The following is a 25,936-nucleotide window of genomic DNA, read 5'->3' as shown; positions in this document are numbered from 1 at the left end:
GAAATACAAACCGTAAACACACATCTTTATTGACTTCAGCGTAGAGTTATCTAAGGTATAAAGGCAATTAAACACCTATTTTGATCAAACCAGGATCGCTTATGCAAAGATTGCTGACTTTCTGCCAAAAGAAAATCATACGTTTTAACATTCCTTTGTTCCTTGCCATCTTACTGTTTCTAAATGGTATTTTTGCTATTTTAATTGGGGTTTTTCCTTTTATCAAAGCTGCCATTCATGATGAGGGAGTACGGTTTGTGGATCACATTATCGTAGAACAGGAATTTAAAGAGTTTAATACCCTCATCTCATGCCTTGTTGGTTACTTAATGCTTCTCATTGGGCGAGGTATATACCGACGCCTGCGACTTTTCTGGATACTGGCATTATTGATGCTTATCGCCTTATTTTTAACTAATATTTTTGTCTATTCACGCTCAGGTTTCTTGACATGGTTTTACTTTATAGAAATACTTGGTCTTGCCGTTAGTTGGAAAGTTTTTAATGTCCACTCACAGAGCATAAAGCTCAGTTACCCACAATTTATCGTTATCCTGTCTTTTATCTTTGCGTTCTCATATGGTGTTATCGGAGCTTATTTATTGCGTGACCAATTCAATGGAATTAAGGATTGGTCTGATGCCATTTATTTTACTGTCGTCACTTTTAGTACCGTGGGTTACGGCGATATCACCCCGATTACAAATGAAGCCCGTTTATTTGTAATATCGATGATTTTTATTGGTCTTGGCGCCTTTGCCGCCATTTTAACTTTTATTGTTAGTGCGTTTATTGATCGCTTGCAAAACCTGTTTCAAACATTTAACAAGGGGAAAAAACATATGAAAGATCATATTATTATTTGTGGCTTAAATGATCTGACTCACATTATTGTTCGTGAGTTACTACACCAAAGTAAAAAATTTCTAATTATTGACAGCGAGCACAATGAAAACGCTGACACCGCTGAACTTAGGGCTGTAACACTGCATGGCAATGCGAATGATCCCGAAATCCTGGATAAAGCAAGCCTTAAAGATGCACATGCAATTATTATTGGATCTGAGAAAGATGCAGATAATATTCTGACCTTGCTTAGTATTAATGAGTTTTTTCAAGCTAACCCAGGATCAAACCAAGCTAAAATCACCATACGTATCAATCAGAAAAACAATATCCAAAAAGCCAGATCACTTGGAGCTACTGAGGTTATTTCACCCTTGGTAATGGCGGCAAATGCGATGATTGAGGGGAGTTTATAAAAACGTAACTACCCAGCAGGTCTAAAAATAAGCAGATGAGAAAATCGAAGATGAGCATTCTGCCTACATCCAGAACATGGAGCTTGCCAGGGCAGAAGGCATAGAGACAGGAATTGAAAAAGGGATTCTCAAGGGAAAATTTGAGGTGGCGAAGAATTTAAAACAATTGGGTCTTACAGATGAGCAAATCTCAAAAGCAACTGGCTTAAGTGTGGACGAGCTTAAACAATTGAAATAAAGGTCTTAATGTGCTTTCGCCAAAATACCCTTACGTTGCCTTTTATGGAAAGCTTCCGATTCATGAATATTTGTTTAAACCAATTTACATTGGCTTTAGTTCTCACTTTTCTCTAAAATTACCACCCTCAAAATACAAAATACCTAAACAAATGAACCTCTATATCGCTACAAGTCGTGACCCTTTCTATAACCTGGCTGTTGAAAACTGGCTATTTCGTGAAATGCTGACTGACACCCCTATTTTATATTTATGGCAAAACAGCCCTTGTGTCGTGATTGGTCGCGCGCAAAACCCATGGCGTGAATGTAATATCGATGCCTTAAATAAAGATCGTATCCCCATCGTGCGCCGTCAAAGTGGTGGTGGCACGGTTTATCATGATCTGGGTAATTTAAACTATACGATCATGGCAAAATCAGAGGATTATAATAAACAGGCTAATTTGGCACTAATCATTGATATCCTAAGGTGTTGTGGCATTAATGCCCATGCCTCACCACACAATGATATTCTGGTTACGTATAAGAATACTGACTACAAAATCTCAGGCAGCGCTTTCCGTGAAACCAGAGATAAATCCTTTCACCATGGCACGCTACTGATTAATGCAGATACAAGCAAGCTATATAACTACCTGCACCACACGATAGATGATTCACTTACATCAAAAGGCGTTCCATCCAATCGCTCAAAGGTAATTAATCTCAGTGAAATTAATACACAAACAACCATAGCCATTATTGAAAATGCCTTTCTACACCAATTTCAGCAGCAAATTACCTATTTACCAGACAATCTATCCCACCCCCTAATTGTAAAAGAACAAAAAACTCTCCGCACATGGCAATGGCGTTTTGGTAAAACTTTGCCCTTTAGTCGCCGTTTTGTTTTTAATAATATAAGCTTCTCTCTTGAAGTTAAAAACGGTCAGCTCGTTGAGCTTAATACATACGATCAAAACCACTATATGAAACTGACTCACTGGATTAAAGAAGTAACGCCTTACTATACCAGGTCAAGTTTTAACAAAGCACCACTCAACTTTACGACGCAAGAAAAGGCATTATTAGCCTACTTGTACAAGCATACCGCAGAGGTTACTGGGGAATCAGAATGCAACGATCACAGCATAATGGGATAAGCTATTTTTTTGCAGGACTAACTCTAATTTTTAAAACGTTACACGATTACTGTAGTTGAATCATTGGCAAAACCAGCTGCTCTATAAACCTGCTGCTCTTTCAATAAAAAAGCGCTTTAACAGCCTGTTGTTATTCACCGGATTCATACCGAGCTCCCTTAATGGTCGAAGCAAAAGATTATCATTACAAAAAAGCCGCTTTAAACCGCGCATCATTTCAATCATCAATTGATTATCAAATCTACGTTTGCGCTCATATTTTGCCAGAGTACTCATCGCTGCAATATTGCGCTTTTGAGCCTTAGCCTCGTTTAAGACATCAATCAATGCTTTAACATCAGCAAAACCAAGATTAATGCCCTGCCCTGCCAATGGGTGAATCGTATGTGCAGCATCGGCAATGAGCACGACGCCATCCTGACAGTAGCGCTCTGTATGACGCTCTATTAATTCAAAACTCATTCTCGGACTTTGGGTCTTAAGCTCGCCTAAGCGACCCTCTAAAGCAATGCTGATATGATCACTAAAAGCAGCATCATTCATTGCCAAAAAATCGCCTGCCTGTTGGGTATTAACCGAATAAACGATTGAGCACACATCTGGCTGAGATAATGGTAAAAACGCCAATACTCCATTACGTAAGAATCGCTGATAGGCAATATTAGCATGTTTTTTTTGTGTCCTGATATTAGCAACAATCGCACGATGCTGGTAGGGCATGTGTTTACAACTAAATCTAAAAAATTGACGAATAAAAGAATGAGCCCCATCAGCCCCAACGATTAACTGACACTCAAGCATTAAATCATCTGCCAACTTTAGCATGTTTGTATAGTGAGATTGCGAAACTTCAGTAATATGTACTCCTTCAAAAAAATGGACATCCATCGCCTTTAAACGCTGATATAGCTTAGCGACAATTAAATCATTCTCAATAATTGTTCCTAAACTCATCAAAGAAAAATCATGCGCCTTAAACTCAAGTTTGGCGGATGAATTTTGATCCCATACTTCCATGCCTACGTAATCACTCGCTCTAAGCTCAATCATATCCTGCCAGACACTTAATTTTCGCAGCAATTGCTGCGAGTCCTGATTGATGGCACTGACACGCTTAATCGATTGAGTGATTTCAAAATCTTTAGCTATTTTATTTGCCTCAATAATTGCCACTTTAAACCCACTTTGCGCTAAGCCAAGCGCGCACGTAAGACCCGCCATGCCAGCACCAACAACAATCACCTCATATTGCATAAATTCACCTGCTGAGCCAAGGTTGATCCATAATTATATTTGCCCATCATCAGTCTACTAAATGTCTTTTTAAAAATTTGATCACGTTCTAAACAGTGAAGCAGAACACCACGGAACAATTTTATCGGCATTGAGGATTGATTAAAAACCTGAAGCATAGTGTGTGTTAGCATCGCCGTGCGTTTGTGATCAAATTGCCTTAGCCGCTGATATGCTGCCAGCATATTTTCAATGCTCTCATGCGAGAAATGGTGCTCTTGCTTTAGTAAATCATACAAAATGCCAATATCACGAATACTCAAATTCAATCCTTGCCCAGAAATAGGATGCAAAAAATGAGAGGCATTACCAAATACCAGTAAATTTTTACAAAAAAGCGATTGTGCTTGAATCAAGGATAGTGGGAAACTGCTGATCTCACCGATATCTACAAAACGCCCCAAGCGATAGGAGAAAATGCGCTGAACTTCCTTTAAAATAGTGCTTTTACTCTGCTGATGCCAGTACGCTACTTTTTCACGATCCACACTCCAAACGCACGCCATCTGCTTTTTGGTCACAGGCAACATCGCCATAACTCCGTCATGAATAAAACGCTCATACGCGATATTCTGATGTGACTTTTGCAGCTGAATATCAAATACCAACGCGCTTTGCTGATAATCATATTCAGTCGATGCAATGCCCGCTTTAGTCCGAAGCTTCGACCAAGCTCCATCCGCAGCAACAATCAGTCTGGCATTTACTTTGGTTTCTTGCCCCGTTTTCGCTATCAATAACTGAAACTCACCATCTCCTTGTTCACATAGATCAACCACCTCAGTGTCTTGCCATATCTCTAGTTGCATCTGATTTTGCAGTAATTCAAAAAGCACTGGCACTAAATGCCTTAGTTTAACAACGCAACCCAGAAAAGGTAAACCTTCGTCCTTAGCGAATAAATTAGTTTGGCTGAAACCCCTTTTATCCGATACGTGTACCTGTTTGATTAGTTCAACATCCTGCTCAATTTTCTGCCAGACACCTAAGGCATTAAGCACACATACTGAGGTATACGAAAGTGCAATTGAACGATTATCAACTTTATCTGATTGCAACACTGATTGTTTTTCAATTAAAGTAATTTTTTTATCTAAGCTTGATAACGCCAATGCCATAAGCATTCCAACGGCGCCACCACCAATAATGACAATCTCTTTATGATCCGTACTCATTTCATTGGCTTTCTGCATATGAGCGCTTTAACCCAAACTCACTGTGGATAAGAAGTACCGCAACTTTAGTGTATTCGACAAGTTCGGTATAGGCTTTTTCTTCCTCTTCCTGCCCTGTAATCTCACCATCATACTGCAAGCGCGACATATCAATTAAATCTGTAATCGCCTCTTGGACTTCAGCAGATCCTTTGGTGTAGTTGATTTCCATTAACCCAAGTCCAGACAAAAAGCCCTGGCACCACATTGCAAGCGCATCTATGCGCACATAAAACTTTTCTTCATCACTTGGCAATAACAAATCAAACTGCATATCATGCGCTAAAAACTGCGCCTTGGTTGCTTGATACATATTGCTTAGTACTTTTAATGCAGCTTCTGCAACAACATCACCCTCTTCAATGGGCTCAGCCATGAGAGAGTCCATCCATGCTTGAATGCGAACCTCAGCTCCACCTGTGAACAAGGCACAAAGTAAAGCATGTGCTTCCGAAGCCTCTGACAGCGCGTTTATTTTTCTTAAGGCATACGTAATTTCCTGATAATCAGATAAGCTATATTTTTGTATTGTTTCCATTATTATTTAAGTCATTAAAATCAGCATGCGCCCATCGTATCATTGTCGTTTATTTTTATCTAAATTTTTTTTACGACAAATCGCTTGCACTCAAGCACGGATACTTCTATGATCTAAGTCGAAGTTTAGTGTCGCCTGTGCTGTTAGCCAGTCTTTACATTCTTGAGCCGATGTATAAATATCGGGAGCGTAGTACTTGTTTTGGCGTGCATGCTCAGCATGACTGAGAAGCCCAAGAAACAGCGAGCGCACCCACTTGGTTCTTGAGGGTTCAAGAGCCATGTAAGCAGCGGCAGTTATGGGTGGCACTATAAAGTTTCGCCTCGTCCTTTCATCTTTATCCCATAGTTCACCAATCACCTTGAAATAAATTTGTATTTCCATTGCAAATCAAAAAATATCATAATAGCCTAATGCTCGGAATGATCACTCTAAGCGTGCGCCTTCACTTGCATCATTGGTGTGATTCTTTACATAACTGTAATTAAAGGAGAAAATAAAATGGATAAAAAATCATTAATCGCTATGGGAACAGGGTTAGCTTTGAGTCTTGCAATGAGCGCAAGTTATGCTGACTCCAATACTATGCAGGCTACGCAAATGGGCTCAGGACAATTCATGCAAAAAGCAGATGGTCAATGTGGTGCTGGAAAATGCGGCGCAAACAAAATGGGCACGCAACAGAAAAACATGGATGGGGCAAGTGCTGATTCAATGGGTAATAAAGCAGACAGATCTTGTGGCGCCAACATGAAAGACAGTGATGGTGCTTGCGGCTCAAACATGAAAGATAGTGACGGTTCTTGCGGTGCGAGCAATACTGACCAATAGTGTGTTGCAGGGAAGTTACTATGTCACTAGACAATATTGGCACATGCGGTCTTGGTTTAAGACGCCAGTTTATGGGTCCATTATTAGCAATGAAGCCACATCCTGTTGATTTTCTTGAGATTGTTCCTGAAAACTGGCTGGGAATTGGTGGCAAGCGCCAAAAAATACTCCGTGCCTATAGCGAGCAATATCCCATGATCTGCCATGGTTTGTCGTTGTCTATTGGTGGATTGGTTCCACTGGACATAAGTTTCATTGAATCTTTAAAAAGATTTTTCCACAACCACAAGATTCAACTTTACAGTGAACACTTGAGTTTTTGCAGTGACAGCCAGGGGCAGCTATATGATTTGATGCCTATTCCTTTCACAGAAGAAGCGGTGAGTTATGTGGTCAAGCGGATTAAACAGGTCCAAGAAGCGTTACAGCAGCGCATTGCTTTGGAAAACATCTCTTATTACGCCTTACCCAAGGGAGATATGTCAGAGGCGGACTTTATCAACGCAATTCTTCGTGAAGGGGATTGTTTGTTGTTACTCGATGTGAATAATGTGTACGTCAATAGCGTTAATCATGGCTATGACGCTTACCGATTTATCGATCAAATGCCAACGAATAAAATAGCCTATATCCACATCGCAGGGCATTGGCAAAAGGCTCCCGATTTGATTATTGATACCCATGGTGATGAGGTAATCGAGCCTGTTTGGCAACTGCTCAATTACACCTATCAAAAGCATGGGCTCTTGCCTACTTTGCTTGAGCGCGATAATGAAGTCCCTCAATTAGAGGTTTTGCTACAAGAGACAAAGCAACTTCAGCAATTACAACAGCGTTTTATAGAGGGGAAAGCTTATGCCATTTGAATTTCAAGCCACCCAAAAAAGCTTTGCCAGACGCATACGTCACAAAGATAGAGTGCCTCTGCCTGAAGGTATTCCGCTTCAAAGGATGCAAGTGTATGAGCAATCTTTTTTTAACGGAATAAATGAATTGCTGAGTAATTGTTTTCCAATCTGTATAAATGCACTACCCTCAAAAAAGTGGCACGAAATAGTCACACAATTCTATGCTGAGCATCCATGCCAATCCCCCTTCTTCTATGAAATTCCTCAAAGCTTTGTTGAATTCTTACTGCACCATAAAATGCTGTGGCAAACAGATTACCCTTTCTTAATGGAGCTTGCGCATTATGAGTGGATGGAAATGGTCATTGAAATGGCTGAAGGCGAGGCGCCATCGACTTTAATGACTCGAGAAATTGATGATAATCACACGATATATTCTGTGTCTGATGTCGCTGAAATTGTCGCTTATCATTATCCTGTGCATCAAATTAGCGCGACATTTTTGCCTGAGATAGGGGATCAAAAGCCCACTTTTTTTTGCATTTATCGCAATAGCAAAGACGCAGTTCAATCCCTTGAATTAAATGCGCTAACCGCAAGATTTTTACAGCATTTAAAACAGACACCTCAAACGCTCAAGCAGGCGCTTGGACAAGTAATGCTTATCAAGGATAAGAAGGAAGTAGCAAAAGTAATGGCAAGCAATCGGACTTTAATGTGGAATTTATTAAATGAAGGGGTAATCTACCCCCCACCCGCCTTGCTTGGCAAGGCGACCTCTCCCACAAGCCTTACCACTCCTCTCTAGAGTGGTAAGGTAAGGTAAGGCAAGGGGAAAGGCAATGTCGCCGAGCACTCAAAAAACTAACACTTTTAATCGTGCTCTTGCATCCTAAATTACATGACAATTTGATCCAAAAGTATTAACATGCGCGCGGTTAAATTTATTTATCACACCAAATCAACCTGAAGGAAAAATAAGGAATGTCCAAACTGCTACACTTTTTGCTTGCGTTTATTATTCTGGTCACCGCGCTGTATTTTACCAGCATGAGTCGTAAAGAGATCAAATTCAGGTTTGTTATCCAACTGATTATTATTGAAATTGTTGTTGCTTATTTTCTCTTAAAGTCAGAAGCAGGCGCCAACAGTATTCATGTTATCTCTCTGGGCTTTGAATATATCATGCAATACGCCATGGAAGGAACTAAATTTGTCTTTGGCTCAGTCGTGCCTGATAATTTTGTCTTTTTCTTCAATGTGCTTATGCCAATCGTTCTGGTTTCGGCATTAATCGGGATTTTGCAATATCTTAAAATTCTGCCACTTATTATTCGCGGTGGAGGCTGGATTTTATCAAAAATTAACGGTATGGGTAAGCTTGAGTCTTTTAATGCGTTAAGCTCCTTGATTCTAGGGCAATCTGAGAACTTTATTGCCTATAAAAACATTCTCTCGCAAATCTCGGAACGCCGAATGTACACGATGGCGGCAACTGCCATGTCAACCGTTTCACTGGGAATTGTTGGTTCTTATATGCAAATATTGGACTCAAAATATATCATCGCCGCACTCATCCTTAATATGCTCAGCACGTTTATTGTATTGCATATTTTAAATCCCTATGAGCAAAGCCAAGAACAAAGTTTTGAAGATATGAGTTTGCATTCTGGTAAGAAGCAAACGTTTTTTGAAGTGCTAAGTGAATATACGTTAGACGGCTTTAAAGTAGCGATTATTGTTGGCGCCATGCTTATCGGCTTCATTGCCTTAATCAGCATGCTAAATGGGATTTTTAACGGAATTTTTGGTCTCACCTTTCAGTCACTTTTAGGATTGATCTTCTCACCCTTAGCCTGGCTACTTGGAATCTCCGCTAATGAAATGGTACAAGCAGGTGGGATTATAGCAACTAAGCTCGTCTCAAATGAGTTTGTGGCAATGCTTTACTTAAAAGAACACTTAACGCAATTCTCTTCACATAGCGTTGCGATTATCTCGATCTTTCTGGTTTCTTTTGCCAACTTTAGCTCAATTGGTATCGTCGTTGGCGCAGTAGCTGCACTAAATAGCGAACGCGCTAAATTTGTATCGCGCCATGGCTGGCGCTTAGTATATGGTGCCACTATGGTCAGCTTTTTATCGGCATTAATCGCGGGAGCGGTCATATGACAGTAAAAAAATTAATCAGTATGCAGTCAGATATTATGAATTTTAAATTTGGAAATCTACACTACTCAAATGCCATATCTGGGAAAAATACAACTTTGCTGTTATTACATGCTTTTCATTCATCGACAACATCATATGAACCACTTTGCGATTTATTAAAAGCAGTACAACTTGGTTTGCCTCGATTTTCCTGGACATGGTTTATCAAACTACGTTGATTGCCATCAATATGCTTGGTACTACAGCATAAAGGGTTTTACTGATGTTTTGATTGAATTCATCGATCGACTTAAACTTTCCAATTATTATATTGTTGGGGGTAGTGTGCGAAAATCAGCCCTGACCCCGTCATTTCTGCAGAATGCCAACAGGTCTTAAGCATTTTAAACAGGATTACCCTATGGCTAAGTGCACGATTCTCTATATGGGCAAGGAAGATCGATATCTTAGTGATGGAATTCTTGTCATTAATTTTGAGAAGGCATTGCTCGCACTGGAAGAAGATTTAATAAAAAGCGAAACATTTTTCGCCCCTACTTTGCTTTAAAACATAAAAAGCCGAATTAATACAAACCCAATCACTGCTCCTGCTAAGGGTGCCAATATCGGGACCCATGCGTAACTTCAGTCACTTGAACCTTTGCCTTTAATTGGCAATAGGGCATGGGCAATTCGGGGTCCTAAATCACGCGCGGGATTAATCGCGTAACCCGTGGGACCACCTAAAGATAAACCAATTCCCCAAACGGCAAAACCAAAGACATAAGGTAATGAACCATTAGCAAATGGTAATTGGTTGCCATAACTGATCAATGCTCCAACAAACACAATAAGCAAAGTCGTGGCAATAAGTTCAGTGACAAAATTGCTGCCCTTATGGCGCATAGCTGGATAAGTGGAAAAAATCATTAATTTAAAATGGGCGTTTTCGGTATATTGCCAATGAGTATAGTAGGCAAGCCAGACCAGCACAGCCCCTAAAAAGCAGCCAATAACCTGAGCCAGCCATAACCAAATCACTTGCAGAAAAGATGAATAAATATCACCTAGCAGGTATTTCTCAAGGGTTACCGCAGGATTAATATCCGCTTGTGGCGATCCTGCCGCTTGCGCCACAAACACTGCCATCATCACTGCAAATCCCCAACCCGCGGTAATAACCATCCAGCCGCTATTTTCTGCTTTTGACTGTTTGAGTAAAACACCAGCAACCACCCCGCCACCCAATAATATCAGAACAAGGCATCCCAATAATTCCCCAGAAAAAGCACAATGTAACATTTATTATCCTCCTGTCACTTTTTGATAGCCGCTGAATTGACGGCACTCAATATATCACAAATATTTTTCACCCCCGAGAGGATTTGTGGGGAAAATTGCGAGATACCATCTGAGCTTAATTGAAAAATATGTTTATTTTTAACCGCAGATAAACTTGACCAATGCTGCCACATAGATGACGATGTCCTACGCCAACCATCTGAATCTGATATCATAATAATTACAGCCGGATTTTTCTCTAGCACTGCATTTATATCTGTTTCAAAGCTCGCTTTCTTCAATGATTGGAAAATACTAACCCCGCCACAACGCATAATAATATCATTCAAAATACTGTGCCCACCTGCGACAAATATCGGCTTCTCTGCCAATTGCAGAAGTACTTTGGGCTTTTCTGCATCAATGCTTGTTACATTATTTGTGCTTTCTTTGATTATTTTATCTAGTGTAGTTAAAAAGTTTTGTTGCAATTGTTTTCCCGCATTTTTAAGATGTATTGCTTGCCCAATTTCAACAAAGGAATCTGCTAATTGCACTAAGTCATTAGCGCTAAAAATCGCAACTTTAACTCCAAAGTGCTTTAATACTTCAATGGTTTGCGGTTGCGTCTGTCCTTGCCAAGAAATCACCAAATCGGGGGTAAGACTTAAAATCCGCTCTACATTCAGTGCTTGAAAAGACCCAATGTTTTGATAGTTTTGGTAATACGCAGGCTGCCCTCTATAATAGATGCTGCCAATAAGCTTAGTACTCTGCTCATTAGCTTTATGCGCGAGTTCAATCACATCATGGATAATTGCAGTGGTATTGGGTGATAAAGAGATCACTCTAAATGCTTTAGAGTTATTAGCATATAACCATCTCAATTGTAGAGCACCAAAAATTAGAACAGTAGAAAATATAAAATACTTAAAGAGATAGAATAAAGTGCGTGTTACCATTTTCCATTATCCAGCTCACGACCAAAATCGACTTCGGATTGCAAGTTTTCTTCAGTCACTTCAGTCAGCCAGTCACTTAATAAATATTTTTGCTTGTTTACAGACTCAACAATACTCCTTTTTTCTTTCATAACTCAAACCATCTTATAAGGATCAACCACTTGATCAAATTCCTGTTGTGATAAAAACTTCAATACCTTATTTGCTTCACTTAGTGACGCATCGTGCTCATCCGCATAATGCGCGAGTTGTGATGCCTTATCATATCCAATGACAGGGCTTAATGCAGTCACCAGCATTAAGGAATTATGCAGATATTCATCGATTTTTTTCTTATTTGGTCTGGTGCCCTCTAACAAGAATCGGGTGAAGTTAATCGAACTATCAGCTAGAAGTGTAATCGACTGCAAAATATTATAAATGATCATCGGCTTATAAACGTTCATCTCTAAATAACCAGCGCTCCCTCCAATACTCACCGCAAGCTCTAGTCCAAAGACTTGCACACATGCCATAGTTATCGCCTCGCACTGAGTAGGATTCACTTTGCCTGGCATAATCGATGAGCCTGGCTCATTGGAGGGGATCAACAACTCATAAAAGCCAGCTCGAGGACCACAGCTTAAGAGGCGAATATCATTAGCGATTTTAAATAATGAATTTGCCAACACCTTAATTTGTCCCATCATCGCAACAAGCGCATCGTGTGAACCTTGTACGGCAAATTTATTCTGAGCTGACACAAAAGGCAGACCAGTCATCTTAGCAATATGCTGACATGCTTTTTCTGCAAATCCTTTTGGTGCATTTAACCCCGTCCCCACTGCTGTACCACCCATGGCTAGTTGATAGACATCTAAAAGTGCATACTCTAAGCGCTTAATATTTTGATGTAACAGCTCAGCGTAACCTGAAAACTCTTGCCCCAAGGTCAGGGGCACCGCATCCTGCATATGCGTGCGCCCAATTTTAACGATTTTTTCCCATTCTTTGGCTTTCTTGTTAAGCCCTTCATACATCAAATTGATTGCAGGGATTAAGGTTTTTTTCAGACCAATCGCTGCGGCGACATACATCGCCGTTGGGAAGGTGTCGTTAGAGGATTGCGACATATTCACATGGTCATTTGGGTGGATTGGATTTTTACTGCCTAAGGTACCTCCAGCGATTTCAATCGCCCGATTAGCAATGACTTCATTGACATTCATGTTAGACTGCGTGCCACTGCCAGTCATCCATACATGAAGCGGAAACTGATCCTCATGCTCACCCTCAATAACTTCATCGGCTGCTTGAGTGATTAAGATCTTTTTATTCTCAGGCAAAATACCCAGATCAGCATTTGCCATTGCTGAGGCTTTTTTTATGATAGCAAGCGCCTTGATAACTTCGTGGGGAATACGTTCCTTGCCAATAGAAAAATAGACTAAGGAGCGCTCGGTTTGCGCCCCCCAATATTTGCTATTATCAACCTCAATCTCTCCCATGCTGTCAGTTTCTTTACGCGTTTTCATGCACCTAGCTCCTTGCGTTTCTTTATTTTTATTTACCCCGCTTCTTTCCGGATGGGCGTATGCAATACGCCCCTACATAATCAAATTTTGGCTTAGGCAAATTTTCCGCCCAAACAAAAGTCACGGTCATTCCCGCGAAGGCGGGAATCCAGCTTTTAAATGACTCCTGCAACCTCGCACAGGGTGACAGTGGGCGGGAAGATGGTCGGAGCCCAAATTTTCATCCAATAATGATAATTTTCAGACCTTGGCTATGCAACATGAGAGCCAGTGAGTATAAGTCATAACCCATCATTAAAACGTATAAAAATCAGAAAGTTTTTGCACTTTACCCTCTTGTCTGATTTCGAATCCCAAGACACTTTTCCCATTAAACTTACCGACAACGCCTATGGCTTGCCCTTGACTGACACCCTGAGATTCATCAACACTAATATCTAAAAGATTATTGTATGCTGAGATGTAGCCGTCTTTGTGATTAATAATCACCATCTTACCGTAGCCCCCCATGCCCACCCCTGCGTAAAGCACATCACCATTTGCTGCTGCATACACTGGGGTATTGACCGGTACTTCAAGCTCATGCTCATTGTCAACACCTTCTTTGCCAAAGTCACCAATCATTTTCAATGGCCATTTCCAGGAAATTCCAGCAACTGTTTGACCCAAAGGAATCGTTTTATCCGTAATGGAAGCTTTTTCCGTTACATTAGTATCTGATCTATTAGCTACAGATACAGCTTTTGTGGTGTTTTTCTGTGTCTCTGGAGGCGCTTTTGTTAAGGCACTATTTTCCTGTTTTAGGTTTACAGGCTTCAGCATTGCTGGCGTTGGTACTGCTACTGATAATCCTTTAGTTTCCTTAACTGGAGCCCTGACACGCAGACGCTTACCCACATAAAGTACACTGGGTTCTTTAATATCATTCCATGCTTGCAGATCGGAGAAACTCACTTCATTTGCCTGAGCAATTTCAAGCAGTGAATCACCACTTTGTACCGTGTAGTATCCTGTCGTACTCTTTTGAATTCGATGGGCCGGCGCAGCACTATCGCTTTGCTGTGCCAAGTTGTGAAGATCAACCTCCTTGTCTGGTACTGGAATTGGCACTGCCTGCCCCCCTACAGGAGCAGCATTAGGATCAACCATTGGCAAATTATTATCACGCTCAATATATGCCGATATTTTTGCTTGATCACTGAAGCCCCTCGCGCTGGCAGCTTCTTTCGTATACATTGCATTGCCTGTTTGATAGGTGTAAACATAACCATCACGTGAAATTTTCTCACCAGGCAACGGACCCACTCGAACGGTTTTCCCAGGGTTTAATACAAAAGGAGACTTCAAATGATTCCATAAAATGAGTGTGCGCTCTGTAACATTAAATCGGCGCGATAACTCATACAAAGTATCCCCTGTTTGAACCGTATAATACGTTTGTTGTATCGGCATATTTTTAACTGGGGCACTTTGCTGCTTGGCATTGAAGAATTGATTAATCGCACTACAACCAGATAATAATAACACGCTTGCTAACGCAGTTATTCGTTTGATCACTGCAACTCCTTGAGGTTTGTTTTACTGCTCCGCAGAAGTTAGCATTGTCATAATTTTTTGCAACATTTTTTCAGTGTTTTGTCCACTCATGCCAGAAATAAAAAAATAGGGTCTGGCTTTATCCCAGCCAATACCATTAAGAATGGTCTCACAAATCAAATCAATCTCATCCTTTGGCAGTTGATCAATTTTATTTAATACTAACCAGCGTGGCTTTTTATAAAGGGCTTCGCTGTATTTCTTCAGTTCATTCTCAACTTTTTTATAATTTTCAACAGGATCAGAACCATCAATTGGTAATATGTCTACCAAATGTAATACACACTTAGTGCGCGTCAAATGCTTCAAGAACTTCAAACCTAATCCCGCTCCCTCTGCTGCTCCCTCAATTACACCTGGGATATCTGCAATCACAAAGCTTTCATATTGTCCCACTCTAACCACACCCAAATTGGGATACATCGTGGTAAAAGGATAATCGGCAACCTTGGGTGTTGCCGCTGATACAGCACGAATAAGCGTAGATTTACCCGCATTGGGTAAGCCTAAGAGTCCAACATCAGCTAACAGCTTTAACTCGAGCCGAATCTCATATGACTCCCCCTCTTCACCATAAGTAAATTGTCTTGGGGCCTGATTGGTACTGCTTTTAAAATGCACATTACCGATGCCACGTCTGCCACCCTGAGCAAGCTTCAATGTATCACCAGTTTTGAGCACTTCACCCATTTTTTGATTTGTAGTTGATTCATAGGCAACCGTTCCAACAGGAACAACCAAATACAAATCTTCCCCCTTTTTACCTGCACATTTTTTACCTTCACCAGACCTGCCATTTTCTGCCTGATAATTGCGCTGATAACGGTAGTCAATCAAAGTGTTGACATTCTCATCCGCAATTATTAAAACGCTGCCACCGTGACCACCGTCCCCTCCATCTGGTCCACCATTAGGCACATATTTTTCACGGCGAAAACTCACACAGCCATTGCCACCTTTACCTGCGTGAACGGTAATTACGGCTTCATCTACAAACTTCACAACTTGCCCTATTTATTATCTTGCTGTTTAAACGCCAGATATGATCCAAGAATTTGATATAAATGTACAGCATAAAACCTACAAAGCATCTTACCAATTGAACTTATATTGCAAGCCTCATCCTAAAAGCTCTCCCAATCGAAGAACACCTTAATCTGATCAAACTTCATTTGAGAATTTTGATTGGCATCAACCAGGTAAATTGGCTTATGCCAATTGCGAATCCAGGTTAGCTGCCTTTTGGCGAGCTGACGTGTCGCTGCTACCCCTTTAGCTACAAATTCATGATAGTCATACTCACCATTAAGATACTGCCAGGCCTGACGATAACCCACACTACGCATGGATGGCAAATCAGCGTGCATATTCTTGAGCTGCTTTAACCCACGAACTTCATCTAAAAAACCTTTTTCAAGCATGCTCAAAAAGCGTTTTTCAATCAGCTGGTGGAGAGCTTTACGATCCCTTGGTACTAACGCACAAAGCTTGAGTGAATCTCCTAAGCCACCCTCTTTTGCATTTTGTACCACCATCTTGGAATAAGCTTTCCCAGTTAGCAATATCACCTCTGTCGCGCGCTCAATGCGCTGCCGATCATTAGGATTAAGTTTTACCGCAGTTTTAGGATCCTGCTGTTGCAAAAACTGATACCAGTATTCCAAAGACCTTTGCTTTATCTGCATCCTTACAGCTTCGTCAGCCTCTGGTAGCCTGGAAATTCCTTCTTGCAGCGCCTTGAAATACATCATCGTGCCACCGACTAACAGGACTTCTTTGCCTTGCGCATGAATCTCTGTGATTAATCTTTTAGCATCAACCAAAAAATCATTCACTGAATAAGCTAACCAGGGCTCGATAATATCAATCAGGTAATGGGTAACGCCATCCATCTCCAGTACGGTGGGCTTAGCCGAGCCAATATTCAGTCGTTTGTAGATCAAAGCCGAATCAACGCTGATAATTTCGGCATTCATCTTTTTAGCTAATTCAATCGATAATGCGGTTTTACCTGAGGCAGTAGGTCCTGCCAAAGCGTAGATATCTTTAGAAAATGAATTCATGAAAGAAAAACAATTACTGAATCAATTGATGATTGATCTCAATGGGATATTGTTTTTTAAGTGCAACCAGATAATCATTAAGCTCAGCATTGGTATAGTTATTTTGCAAAACCTGCGCTGGTAGCTGATCGCTTCCGTCTATCACTTTTGTGACCTCGTAAACCCAATATGCCTGACCATTTTGCGCCAGCTGATAGACTTTTGGAGCATAACTAAATATTGCCGTTTTCAACGTAGAATCTAAGGCAAAGTCGCCCCGTGTAATTTCCTCTGTTTTTGCTTTTACAGCGGTCAGCGTCTTACCTTTTTGTAAAGTCTGTAGCGCCTGATCAGCATGTTCTTTGGCAAGACTCAATGACTTTTCATCAACATAGGCTGCCTTAATTTTGTCTTTAACTTCAACAAAAGACAAAGTATGCTTAGGAATGATTTTATCCACCTTATAGATCAAGCCATCCGTTTGACCTTGCGCGATAAAACCTTGCGTTTTATGCTGATCAAATACCGCTTCCTGCAACTTTGCATTGCCTTCAACACCTGAATCCATGGTATTTTTGTCAAAGGCTTTAGTCACATTAACTTTAAGCTTGTTCGTTTTTACTACCTGATCAAAACTATTGCTGTTAATACTCGTCAACACCTCATTAAACCTGGTCAGTGCCGCACGATTTTTGAGAATTTTTTCAATGACTGGTTTCGCATCATTCAATGCCATGGGTGCTGGAGGCGTAATTTTCGTCAATTTCACAAATTCATTATCAGAAGTTTCTTTGATAGGCAACTCCATCGTTAAGTTAAACAATGCGAATTGCGTAAAGCTTGAAGCCTGAGATGGTGATAAGGGTTTGATTGCTTCAATATTAACTCCTTTTAACTCATCTGGCGTTAATTCCTGGTTCGCTTTAAGTCTCTCAATGATGGCATTGCGATTTTTTGCATCTTTCTTAACACTGATTACCTCACCTGATCTTAACTCTGGACTCATGAGCGCGTCTTTATTAGCCTGGTAATAGCTATTGATGTCATCTTGCGACAAAACCTCGTTCGTGACAAAGTCTTGTGATGAGAGTTTCACATAAGAGATGATCGCCTGCTCAAGTTGTTCATATTGCGCTTTATGCTGATCATAATAAGCCTCAAGCTCTTTTTCTGTGGGTTTTAATTTTTTAGCATAGTCACTTGCTGCAAACTCATAGTAGCTGATTTCACGTTTTTGCCCCATGAGTGCGCTTAAGGTTTTGCGCTCATTTGACAATACAAACTGACTTTGCATTACAGGAGTAACAATGCTTGAGATGAGTATATTATTTGCAATGAGCGCTTTAATACTTGAGGCACTACCATAAAGTTTGGCAAGCTCATCAAAGCGTTTTGCTGAGTACTGACCATTTTCAGTAAATGCAGGGTTTTGGAAAATCGCAGAGGACACTGCTGAGTTTGTAACCACAATATGTGATGCTTTAGCATCCTGCTGCAAAAGCGTTTGATCAACAAGCTGATCCAGGGTTTTTTGCTGCAAAGTTTTTTGACCCAGCGAAGGTTGCACCTGTATGTTCTGCGATAGTGCCTGCTGATAACTATTTTGTGAAATCTGCACATCACCTACTTTAGCCACTGATTGAGCTGACACACCACTTGATACAAAAAAATAACTGATCCCTGTTAGTACAAATACGGCACTTACCGCGATGATAATGATCCACGTAACCCAACCTTTAAATTTGTCATTTATCAACTGTAACATATGACGCCACTACCCGTTTCCATTAAGCTTAAACCAAGTCGCCGCATCTTAGCATGGCAGATGCTGGAGCGAAAATAAAAAAGGCATGCTTGAAACATGCCTTTAAATGTGTGGTGGGTGCTCGGGGGGTCGAACCGCCGACCCATCGCCCTGCAAGGGCGATGCTCTCGCAGTTAAGCCAAGCACTTCCACGAGTGCGAAACTATATATTAGTTCACTGCGTCTTTCAATAATTTTCCCGCTTTAAATGAAGGGGACTTAGAAGCTTTAATCTTCATCTTTTGACCTGTCTTAGGGTTACGACCCTCACGAGCAGCCCTGTCACGAACCTGGAATGAACCAAATCCAACCAAAGTGACCGTTTGACCTGATTTTAATGCTTCCGTTACTGCTTCAGTCGTTGCATCTAACGTGCGCTGAGCGACGTCCTTCGTTACATCAGCTTTTTCTGCGATTGCTTTTACTAGTTCACTCTTATTCACGATGTTTTCCTCTTTCGTTGTTGAATAACTCTTAATTTAAGCGAAGCCTTGCCGCTTAAGTCGCCTAAGTTATAGCAAGCGCGCTATCTCACGTCAACACGGTTTATTGCTAATTCGCGATTTTTTAACGTTTTTTTGGTTTTTTTTAACTTTTTCTGCCTTTTTTCACCAAAAGAGCACGTTCTAAAACCTCGTCAATACGCTTAACGGTAATAATTTCAAGGCCATCTTTAACGTTCTGCGGAATCTCCTGCAAATCCTTTTTATTATCATAAGGAATTAACACAGTCTTGATTTCACCACGAAGTGCTGCCAATAATTTTTCTTTTAAGCCACCAATGGGTAGCACATCGCCGCGCAAGGTGATCTCGCCTGTCATCGCAACATCTCTTCTGACTGGAATACTCGTCAATGATGACAGTACCGCTGTGCACATCGCAACCCCTGCACTTGGTCCATCCTTAGGAGTAGCCCCTTCTGGCACATGGATATGAAAATCTTTTTTCTCATAAAAATCATCTTCAATGCCGTAGTTCTTTGCAATGGTTCGCACAACGGTTAAAGCCGCATGGATAGACTCCTGCATCACATCCCCCAGTTTTCCTGTGGTCTTAAGCTTGCCCTTGCCAATCGTTGCAACTGCCTCGATAGTCAATAAATCTCCTCCGACTTCCGTCCACGCAAGACCCGTGACCTGTCCCACCTTATCCTGCTGTTGCACCAAGCCAAAATCATAACGCCTGACACCTAGATATTTCTCAAGATTCTTACTATTAATGGAAACCTTCTTGCCATCTTTGGTCAGTAAGATGTGCTTCACTGCTTTGCGACACAGCTTGTTGAGCTCTTGCTGCAAACGACGTACACCCGCTTCACGCGTATAGTAACGAATAATATCTTCAATGACTTTATCGGCAATACTAATCTCACTTTCCTTCAGACCATTATCTTTAATCGCCTTAGGTAACAAATAATTCTTAGCAATGTTTTTCTTTTCGTCTTCGGTATAACCTGACAAATAAATGATTTCCATCCGATCGCGAAGCGCATCTGGAATGTTTAAGCTATTGGCTGTGGCAACAAACATCACATCGGACAAATCATAATCAACGTCTAAGTAGTGATCATTAAAGGCATTGTTTTGCTCGGGATCCAGTACTTCAAGCATGGCGGAAGCAGGATCTCCCCTAAAATCAAATGCCATCTTATCGATTTCATCTAATAGGAATAATGGATTATTCACCTGTACTTTATTGATTTTTTGCATGATCTGACCAGGCAGCGCACCAATATAGGTTCTGCGGTGCCCTCTGATCTCAGCCTCATCCTTAACCCCACCTAGTGACATACGGACATATTTACGTCCCGTGGCTCTGGCAATAGACTGCCCCAAAGAGGTCTTACCGACTCCAGGGGGACCAACCAGGCATAAAATAGGTCCTTTGATTTTACGCATCCTCTGTTGAACAGCCAAATATTCCAAAATGCGCTCTTTGACTTTTTCAAGCCCGTAATGATCAGTGTTAAGTATCTTTTCAGCCTGCAGTAAATCTTTTTTAACCTTTGTTCGCTTTGACCAAGGAAGACTCGTTAGCGCATCAATGTAATTACGTGACACCGAAGATTCAGCAGAAGCAGGAGGCATTGACTTAAGTTTTTTAAGTTCTGAAAAAGCTTTTTCAGTTGCCTCAGTTGACATTTTCGCTTGTTCAATTTTTTCTCTTAGCTGCTCAAATTCCTGCATATCATCTACATCCCCCATTTCCTTGTAGATGGCTTTAATCTGCTCATTAAGATAATACTCACGCTGATTGCGCTCAACCTGTGATTTAACGCGATCTTTAATATTACGCTCAAGCTCCAGCACTTCAGTTTCAGCTATAAGCAGTTTTAACAAGAGAGCCGCGCGTTGCTGTAAAGTCTCTGCCTCCAGCACTTCCTGTTTTTTGGCAACTGGAGAATGCACTTGTGCTACCACTGTATCAATCAGGCGAGTCAAATTTGTATCTGACAAAATCGAGGATATAATTTCTTTTGGAATCTGCCCGCCCATTTCAGACAAGGATTTAAAACTTGACAAAATTGCACGCACAAAACCGCTTTCATCAGCCTCACTTAAGTCATTTACGGTCTCAATTAACTCGATTTGAGCAGCAATAAAAGGAGCCTCCTCATAATACTTAAGCACCTTTGTGCGACGAATGCCTTCAACCAGCACTTTATAGGTGCCATCTGGCAGCTTCATTAACTGCAAAATTCTGGCATAGGTCCCCGTAGTGTGGAGATCCTTAACTTTGGGATTATCCACCTCGTCTGTTTTCTGCGTCATCAATAATATTTTTTGCCTTGTCGCATGCGCTTCACTAATTGCAGCAATAGATTTCTCTCTACCCACAAAAAGCGGCACTGCCATATACGGATAGACCACAATATCTCTTAGTGGCACAACAGGCACCAACTCTTCTACACTTTGTTTTTCATTGGAATATAGTTGCATGAAAAATTTAACCTTATTGACCTAACACCAATCTAAATTTTGCCTGATCCTTTAACACAATCAATGGCTCTTCATGACCGTGAATGACCGCTTCATCAATCACAACTTTCGCAACATCATCGATCGATGGCGCTTCAAACATGACATTAAGTAACGCATTTTCCAGGATCGATCTTAGACCTCTTGCACCCGTTTTACGTTTAACTGCTTTGTGTGCAGTAGCCTTAATCGCTTCGAGTGTAAATTCAACCTTAACACCCTCGATTTCAAATAGCTTAGTATACTGTTTAATCAGTGCATTTTTAGGTTCTGTTAGAATTTTTAAAAGCGCCGCCTCATCCAGCTCTTCTAAAATTGCCATCACAGGCAAACGTCCAATTAATTCAGGAATTAATCCAAATTTAATCAGATCTTCTGGTTCAACCTGTTTCAATAGACGATTGTGTGAGACTTGATCGTTTTTACCAAATACCTCTGCGCCAAATCCAATGCCTGATTTCTCAGTTCGATGCTGAATAATCGACTCAATTCCAGCGAAGGCACCGCCACAAATAAATAAGATATTCGTGGTATCAACCTGCTCTAAGTCTTGATTGGGATGCTTACGCCCACCTTTTGGTGGCACAGACGCCACGGTGCCTTCAATAAGCTTTAATAGCGCCTGTTGAACCCCTTCGCCAGAAACATCTCTGGTGATTGAAGGATTTTCTGATTTACGTGCAATCTTATCAATTTCATCAATATAAACGATGCCACGCTCTGCCCTTTTAACATCAAAATCCGCATTTTGTAGTAGTTTTTGAATGACGTTTTCAACGTCTTCACCAACATAACCAGCTTCAGTCAACGTCGTCGCATCAGCGATTGCAAAGGGCACATTTAACATTTTAGCCAACGTTTGTGCCAGGAGTGTTTTACCTGAACCTGTTGGTCCTAAAAGCAGAATGTTACTCTTTGCTAAGGTAACATCATCATCCTGCCCTTGCTTGTTGTAAATCCGTTTGTAATGGTTATATACCGCAACCGACAAAATCTTTTTAGGTTCATCTTGCCCAATGATATACGCATCCAGGTGTTTCTTTATATCAACTGGCTTTGGCAAATGTTTATTTCCCTCTATGGTTGATGAATCTGGCATTGAAAAATCATGTGTACTGCTACCATTAATGATCTCAGTAGACAAAGCAACACATTCATTACAAATATAAACAGAAGGTCCTGCAATGAGCCTACGCACCTGGTGCTGAGTCTTTCCACAAAATGAGCAATGAAGCGTAGGAATTTTTTCACTACCATCACCGCCGCCACGTTTTTTTCTTGCCATACCATCCTCGCTATCAATAAAAATAATCAAAAATTGCCCAAAGAGATGAAACCCACTAACAGAAATTCAGGCTATTTATTTGCGCCTTGCCAGAATTTCCGCCCATTTTTAGAAAGGCGTATGCAATACGCCCCTGCGCAATACGTCATTATCGGCGAAGATATTGTCCCAATACCTTTATTTGGCATTTGGAATACTTAATCTTGACTCGATTACCTGATCTAACAAACCGTATTCTTTTGCCTCTTCCGCCATCATAAAATTATCACGATCGGTGTCTTTCACCGTTTGCTCATAGCTTTGTCCGGTATGGCGTGCTAGCACCTTATTCAAACGCTCTTTAATTCTAAGCATATTGCGCGCATGAATTTCAACATCTGACGCTTGACCTCTGAAACCACCTAACGGCTGGTGAATCATAATTTGCGAATGTGGCAAGCTAAAGCGTTTACCTTTCTCGCCAGCTGCCAATAACACGGCACCCATGCTCGCTGCCAAGCCAATGCAAATCGTGCTTACATTGGGTTTAATAAACTGCATGGTATCATAGACTCCCATGCCAGCGGTCACCGATCCACCCGGCGAATTAATGTAGAAATAAATATCCTTATCGGGATTTTCAGATTCTAAAAATAGCAACTGAGCAATGACCAAATTGGCAGAAGTATCATTCACTTCACCGTTTAAAAACACAATGCGCTCTTTCAAGAGGCGTGAGTAGATATCATAAGATCGCTCGCCGCGTGACGTTTGCTCAACCACCATGGGCACTAAATTGTTCGTAATCATAAATTCTCACCTTATATCCATATCGTTATAGTGCGTAAGCACATGTAAAGTTATCAATAAAAAAGCCACAGTCGTGGCTCCAGTTTAAGTTGATTCATTCATTTTCTCAAGTACTTCACTGGCACAAAATGGCTTGTTTTAGTGGGGAACCCCACCTTGTGGCAACACTTTCTTGATCAACTCAAAAAAATCTTCTGCTTTTTCAGTTGTTTTTCCCTGGGCAACCACCCACTCAACCAGCTTGTTCTCAATGACCGTGTTTTTAACATTATCAAGCTCTGCTTTGCTTTTTTTAACATGATCGCGAACTTCTTGTGCATCTTCATACACAGATGCCATTTCTTCAATGATTTCATCGACGCCTGCATGATCTGCTTCAAGCTTCTGATCACGCACGATTGCCTGTAGAATTAAACCCAACTTCACCGAAAATGCTGCTTTCTTTCTAAACAAGTCATCAGGTAAATTTTCTGCTTTCATCTTCGCCTTGTCGCCACCCATACGCTCAATCAAGTCATGCTTGGATTTGTCGATTTCACGCTGGATAAGCGCCTTCGGCACATCAAACTCAATCAGGTTGACTAACTGCTCAAAAACCTGAATTTTAACCACTTTATTAATGGCATTTTTTAACTCACGCGCCATATTTTGCTTAATTTCAGCATAGAACTCATCGACACCACCTTTGATGCCAAACTGCTCAACAAATTGATCATCAATTTTTGGCAGCTCTGCCTCTTTGATGTTTTTCACAACAATATCAAACTGTGCTGGTTTGCCTTTTAACTTCTCAACTTGATAGTCCTCTGGAAAAGTAACTTCAATGGTTTTCTCTTCATCTTTTATCATCCCAATGATGCGATCTTCAAATCCAGGAATCATCTGACCTGAACCAATAATTACTTCAGAAGCATTCGCCGATCCACCTTCAAAGACCTCACCATCTACGCGCCCGACAAAGTCAATAATAACACGATCATCAAGCCTGACTTCGCGCTCAACCTCTTTCCAGGTTGCCAGTTGCTTACGAAGATTGTCGATCATTTTATCCATCTGTGCTTGTCCTAGCTCAACCACAGGTTTTTCAACCTCAATCTTATCAAGATTGGTTACTTTAACTTCAGGGAAAAGTTCGACATTCACATTAAATTTAAGCGCCTCACCTTCTCTATTGTTGAGAATTTCAACCTCGACACCTGCGGCATTTAAACGTTGATCTTGAATTGCTTTACTGTATTTAGAGGGTAAGACATCACCTAACACTTCAAAGCGAACTTGTTCACCATATTTTTTTTTAATTATCCCTGCAGGCACCTTACCAGGTTTAAAACCATCCATCTTAGCTGTTTTTGCGATTTTACCAATTCGCTTTGATACTTCCTGATCAATTTCAGCAGCGGGCAGCTCGACACTTAAAACGCAATGAATGCCCTCTTTTTTTTCAACCGATACTTGCATTGTTATTCCTTATCTACACTCTACAATTTTTCAAGATTAAAATTCAGGGTCAGAGTTTATATTTTGCCAGCCAAGTTGTCTAGCGCTTTTCGCCCAATCGTGAATCATTTTACCCGACTACTTATAGAGCAGTCAGGTTTACAAGCAGTATAGTTTAACTGATCACAAGACCCGTTTTATGCTTCCTTTTCACCAGTTCATATCCAGCAATTGTTGACTCCATTGAATCCCACGACTTAAATCCCAACATAGGATTAGTTCGGCGCTTGATGTTCGAATGATCGTAAGCGCTCCAAGAACCCCGTCTAACATTCTGAGTTTTTAGTTGTCAAACTATGCTTGTGTATATTAAAACATGAAGCAAGCAGCGATGAGCGAAACAGAAACGAAGTGGTTACAACTGATCAAAGACTGGGAAACATCTGGATTAACACAGACGCTCTTTTGTGAGCAGCAAGGAGTCACCAAAGCCTCTTTTAGCAAATGGCGCAGTAAATTTATTGCCCGCGGTGAATGTGTAGCCAAAATCAAATTCACAGGTTCAAGTAACGCGACTTATATTCTTGCTCCCACGCTCCCGCGTGGGAGCAAGAATGCACAATCGTCCACAAACTTGGAATGCGCCCGAAGTAATCTGCATTTGACATTGGGAGCGCCTTTTGGGCGCAGACTTAAATCAAGGATAGTTTTAACGCTCACGAGCTGTT

Annotated in this window: 27 protein-coding genes and 1 other RNA gene; 12 read left to right on the top strand and 16 right to left on the bottom strand. The window is 41.0% G+C overall.

The features are described from left to right. Positions 1 to 101 precede the first annotated feature (101 nt). The 3 genes from CU053_RS05675 to CU053_RS05665 all read left to right on the top strand — a co-directional run bounded on the left by CU053_RS05675 (position 102) and on the right by CU053_RS05665 (position 2,644). A complete protein-coding gene (locus CU053_RS05675) occupies positions 102 to 1,262 on the top strand; it encodes an NAD-binding protein (RefSeq protein ID WP_100550507.1) in 1,161 nt (386 codons plus the stop codon). A 76-nt stretch (positions 1,263 to 1,338) separates the two neighbouring features. Then, positions 1,339 to 1,500 (top strand): hypothetical protein, encoded by a 162-nt coding sequence (locus CU053_RS05670; RefSeq protein ID WP_158107033.1) that lies wholly within the window; start codon positions 1,339 to 1,341, stop codon positions 1,498 to 1,500. A gap of 151 nt (positions 1,501 to 1,651) precedes the next feature. Continuing rightward, the gene (locus CU053_RS05665) at positions 1,652 to 2,644 is read left to right on the top strand and encodes a lipoate--protein ligase (protein WP_100550521.1); all 993 of its coding nucleotides are present in this window, start codon (positions 1,652 to 1,654) and stop codon (positions 2,642 to 2,644) included. An 81-nt stretch (positions 2,645 to 2,725) separates the two neighbouring features. Here the strand turns inward: CU053_RS05665 and CU053_RS05660 are convergent, their stop codons facing one another. The 3 genes from CU053_RS05660 to CU053_RS05650 are packed head-to-tail and all read right to left on the bottom strand — an operon-like array spanning position 2,726 to position 5,689. Further along, positions 2,726 to 3,898, bottom strand: coding sequence for a UbiH/UbiF/VisC/COQ6 family ubiquinone biosynthesis hydroxylase (locus CU053_RS05660; protein ID WP_100550506.1), 1,173 nt, complete (start codon positions 3,896 to 3,898; stop codon positions 2,726 to 2,728). Further along, entirely contained in the window at positions 3,883 to 5,130 is a 1,248-nt protein-coding gene (locus tag CU053_RS05655) for an FAD-dependent monooxygenase (RefSeq protein WP_100550505.1), read from the bottom strand. Before CU053_RS05655 ends, CU053_RS05660 begins: the two co-directional genes overlap by 16 nt. Next, the gene (locus CU053_RS05650) at positions 5,114 to 5,689 is read right to left on the bottom strand and encodes a UPF0149 family protein (RefSeq protein WP_100550504.1); all 576 of its coding nucleotides are present in this window, start codon (positions 5,687 to 5,689) and stop codon (positions 5,114 to 5,116) included. Before CU053_RS05650 ends, CU053_RS05655 begins: the two co-directional genes overlap by 17 nt. A 129-nt stretch (positions 5,690 to 5,818) precedes the next feature. Here CU053_RS05650 and ssrS point away from each other — a divergent pair. From ssrS to CU053_RS05615, 7 genes are all read left to right on the top strand, one after another. After that, positions 5,819 to 5,998: non-coding RNA, 6S RNA (gene ssrS, locus CU053_RS05645), on the top strand. Between the two features lie 192 nt (positions 5,999 to 6,190). Then, positions 6,191 to 6,520 (top strand): HvfA family oxazolone/thioamide-modified RiPP metallophore, encoded by a 330-nt coding sequence (locus CU053_RS05640; RefSeq protein WP_100550503.1) that lies wholly within the window; start codon positions 6,191 to 6,193, stop codon positions 6,518 to 6,520. Between the two features lie 20 nt (positions 6,521 to 6,540). After that, positions 6,541 to 7,386: an HvfB family MNIO-type RiPP peptide maturase gene (locus CU053_RS05635; RefSeq protein ID WP_100550502.1), complete on the top strand. Its 846-nt coding sequence runs from the start codon at positions 6,541 to 6,543 to the stop codon at positions 7,384 to 7,386. Next, positions 7,376 to 8,176, top strand: a complete 801-nt coding sequence (locus tag CU053_RS05630; protein ID WP_100550501.1) for an HvfC family RiPP maturation protein — start codon at positions 7,376 to 7,378, stop codon at positions 8,174 to 8,176. The genes CU053_RS05635 and CU053_RS05630 overlap by 11 nt, the downstream gene beginning before the upstream one ends. 176 nt (positions 8,177 to 8,352) lie before the next feature. Then, a complete protein-coding gene (locus CU053_RS05625; RefSeq protein WP_100550500.1) occupies positions 8,353 to 9,540 on the top strand; it encodes a NupC/NupG family nucleoside CNT transporter in 1,188 nt (395 codons plus the stop codon). Then, the gene (locus CU053_RS05620) at positions 9,537 to 9,758 is read left to right on the top strand and encodes a hypothetical protein (protein WP_100550499.1); all 222 of its coding nucleotides are present in this window, start codon (positions 9,537 to 9,539) and stop codon (positions 9,756 to 9,758) included. Before CU053_RS05625 ends, CU053_RS05620 begins: the two co-directional genes overlap by 4 nt. 182 nt (positions 9,759 to 9,940) lie before the next feature. Further along, positions 9,941 to 10,087, top strand: a complete 147-nt coding sequence (locus CU053_RS05615) for a hypothetical protein (protein WP_158107032.1) — start codon at positions 9,941 to 9,943, stop codon at positions 10,085 to 10,087. Between the two features lie 77 nt (positions 10,088 to 10,164). Here the strand turns inward: CU053_RS05615 and CU053_RS05610 are convergent, their stop codons facing one another. The 11 genes from CU053_RS05610 to clpX form a co-directional block, all read right to left on the bottom strand. Further along, the gene (locus CU053_RS05610; protein ID WP_100550497.1) at positions 10,165 to 10,821 is read right to left on the bottom strand and encodes an MIP/aquaporin family protein; all 657 of its coding nucleotides are present in this window, start codon (positions 10,819 to 10,821) and stop codon (positions 10,165 to 10,167) included. A 14-nt stretch (positions 10,822 to 10,835) separates the two neighbouring features. Beyond that, entirely contained in the window at positions 10,836 to 11,687 is an 852-nt protein-coding gene (locus CU053_RS05605) for an ABC transporter substrate-binding protein (RefSeq protein WP_158107031.1), read from the bottom strand. A gap of 68 nt (positions 11,688 to 11,755) precedes the next feature. After that, positions 11,756 to 11,893 (bottom strand): hypothetical protein, encoded by a 138-nt coding sequence (locus tag CU053_RS05600; RefSeq protein ID WP_158107030.1) that lies wholly within the window; start codon positions 11,891 to 11,893, stop codon positions 11,756 to 11,758. 3 nt (positions 11,894 to 11,896) lie between these two features. Next, positions 11,897 to 13,276, bottom strand: coding sequence for a class II fumarate hydratase (fumC, locus tag CU053_RS05595; protein ID WP_100550495.1), 1,380 nt, complete (start codon positions 13,274 to 13,276; stop codon positions 11,897 to 11,899). Positions 13,277 to 13,570: 294 nt separating this feature from the next. Next, positions 13,571 to 14,833 (bottom strand): LysM peptidoglycan-binding domain-containing protein, encoded by a 1,263-nt coding sequence (locus CU053_RS05590; RefSeq protein ID WP_100550494.1) that lies wholly within the window; start codon positions 14,831 to 14,833, stop codon positions 13,571 to 13,573. Between the two features lie 21 nt (positions 14,834 to 14,854). After that, complete coding sequence (gene cgtA / locus CU053_RS05585) at positions 14,855 to 15,874, bottom strand: Obg family GTPase CgtA (protein WP_100550493.1); 1,020 nt, start codon at positions 15,872 to 15,874, stop codon at positions 14,855 to 14,857. A gap of 122 nt (positions 15,875 to 15,996) precedes the next feature. Continuing rightward, complete coding sequence (gene miaA, locus CU053_RS05580) at positions 15,997 to 16,935, bottom strand: tRNA (adenosine(37)-N6)-dimethylallyltransferase MiaA (RefSeq protein ID WP_100550492.1); 939 nt, start codon at positions 16,933 to 16,935, stop codon at positions 15,997 to 15,999. Between the two features lie 13 nt (positions 16,936 to 16,948). Next, positions 16,949 to 18,679, bottom strand: a complete 1,731-nt coding sequence (locus CU053_RS05575; RefSeq protein WP_100550491.1) for a SurA N-terminal domain-containing protein — start codon at positions 18,677 to 18,679, stop codon at positions 16,949 to 16,951. 209 nt (positions 18,680 to 18,888) lie between these two features. Continuing rightward, a complete protein-coding gene (locus tag CU053_RS05570) occupies positions 18,889 to 19,197 on the bottom strand; it encodes an HU family DNA-binding protein (protein ID WP_158107035.1) in 309 nt (102 codons plus the stop codon). Positions 19,198 to 19,306: 109 nt separating this feature from the next. Next, positions 19,307 to 21,658, bottom strand: coding sequence for an endopeptidase La (gene lon, locus CU053_RS05565; protein WP_100550489.1), 2,352 nt, complete (start codon positions 21,656 to 21,658; stop codon positions 19,307 to 19,309). A gap of 13 nt (positions 21,659 to 21,671) precedes the next feature. After that, positions 21,672 to 22,982 (bottom strand): ATP-dependent Clp protease ATP-binding subunit ClpX, encoded by a 1,311-nt coding sequence (gene clpX, locus CU053_RS05560; protein ID WP_100550520.1) that lies wholly within the window; start codon positions 22,980 to 22,982, stop codon positions 21,672 to 21,674. A gap of 45 nt (positions 22,983 to 23,027) precedes the next feature. On the opposite strand from clpX, the gene CU053_RS05555 reads away from it, so the two are divergent. Continuing rightward, a complete protein-coding gene (locus tag CU053_RS05555) occupies positions 23,028 to 23,183 on the top strand; it encodes a hypothetical protein (RefSeq protein ID WP_158107029.1) in 156 nt (51 codons plus the stop codon). Here the strand turns inward: CU053_RS05555 and clpP are convergent. Next, positions 23,160 to 23,771 carry an ATP-dependent Clp endopeptidase proteolytic subunit ClpP gene (gene clpP / locus CU053_RS05550; protein ID WP_100550488.1) on the bottom strand — a complete coding sequence of 204 codons (612 nt, stop codon included), beginning with the start codon at positions 23,769 to 23,771 and terminating at the stop codon, positions 23,160 to 23,162. The two genes, CU053_RS05555 and clpP, sit on opposite strands and share 24 nt — an antisense overlap. Positions 23,772 to 23,909: 138 nt before the next feature. Continuing rightward, a complete protein-coding gene (tig, locus tag CU053_RS05545; RefSeq protein WP_100550487.1) occupies positions 23,910 to 25,229 on the bottom strand; it encodes a trigger factor in 1,320 nt (439 codons plus the stop codon). 370 nt (positions 25,230 to 25,599) lie between these two features. On the opposite strand from tig, the gene tnpA reads away from it, so the two are divergent. Continuing rightward, on the top strand, positions 25,600 to 25,936 hold a 337-nt coding region (tnpA, locus tag CU053_RS05540), incomplete at its 3' end, for an IS66 family insertion sequence element accessory protein TnpA (protein ID WP_100550486.1).

The sequence above is a fragment of the Caedibacter taeniospiralis genome, assembly GCF_002803295.2.
Classification (GTDB): domain Bacteria; phylum Pseudomonadota; class Gammaproteobacteria; order Francisellales; family Francisellaceae; genus Caedibacter; species Caedibacter taeniospiralis.
The sequence above is the reverse complement of the archived record's forward strand: the minus strand, read 5'-3'. Positions and strand labels throughout refer to the sequence as shown.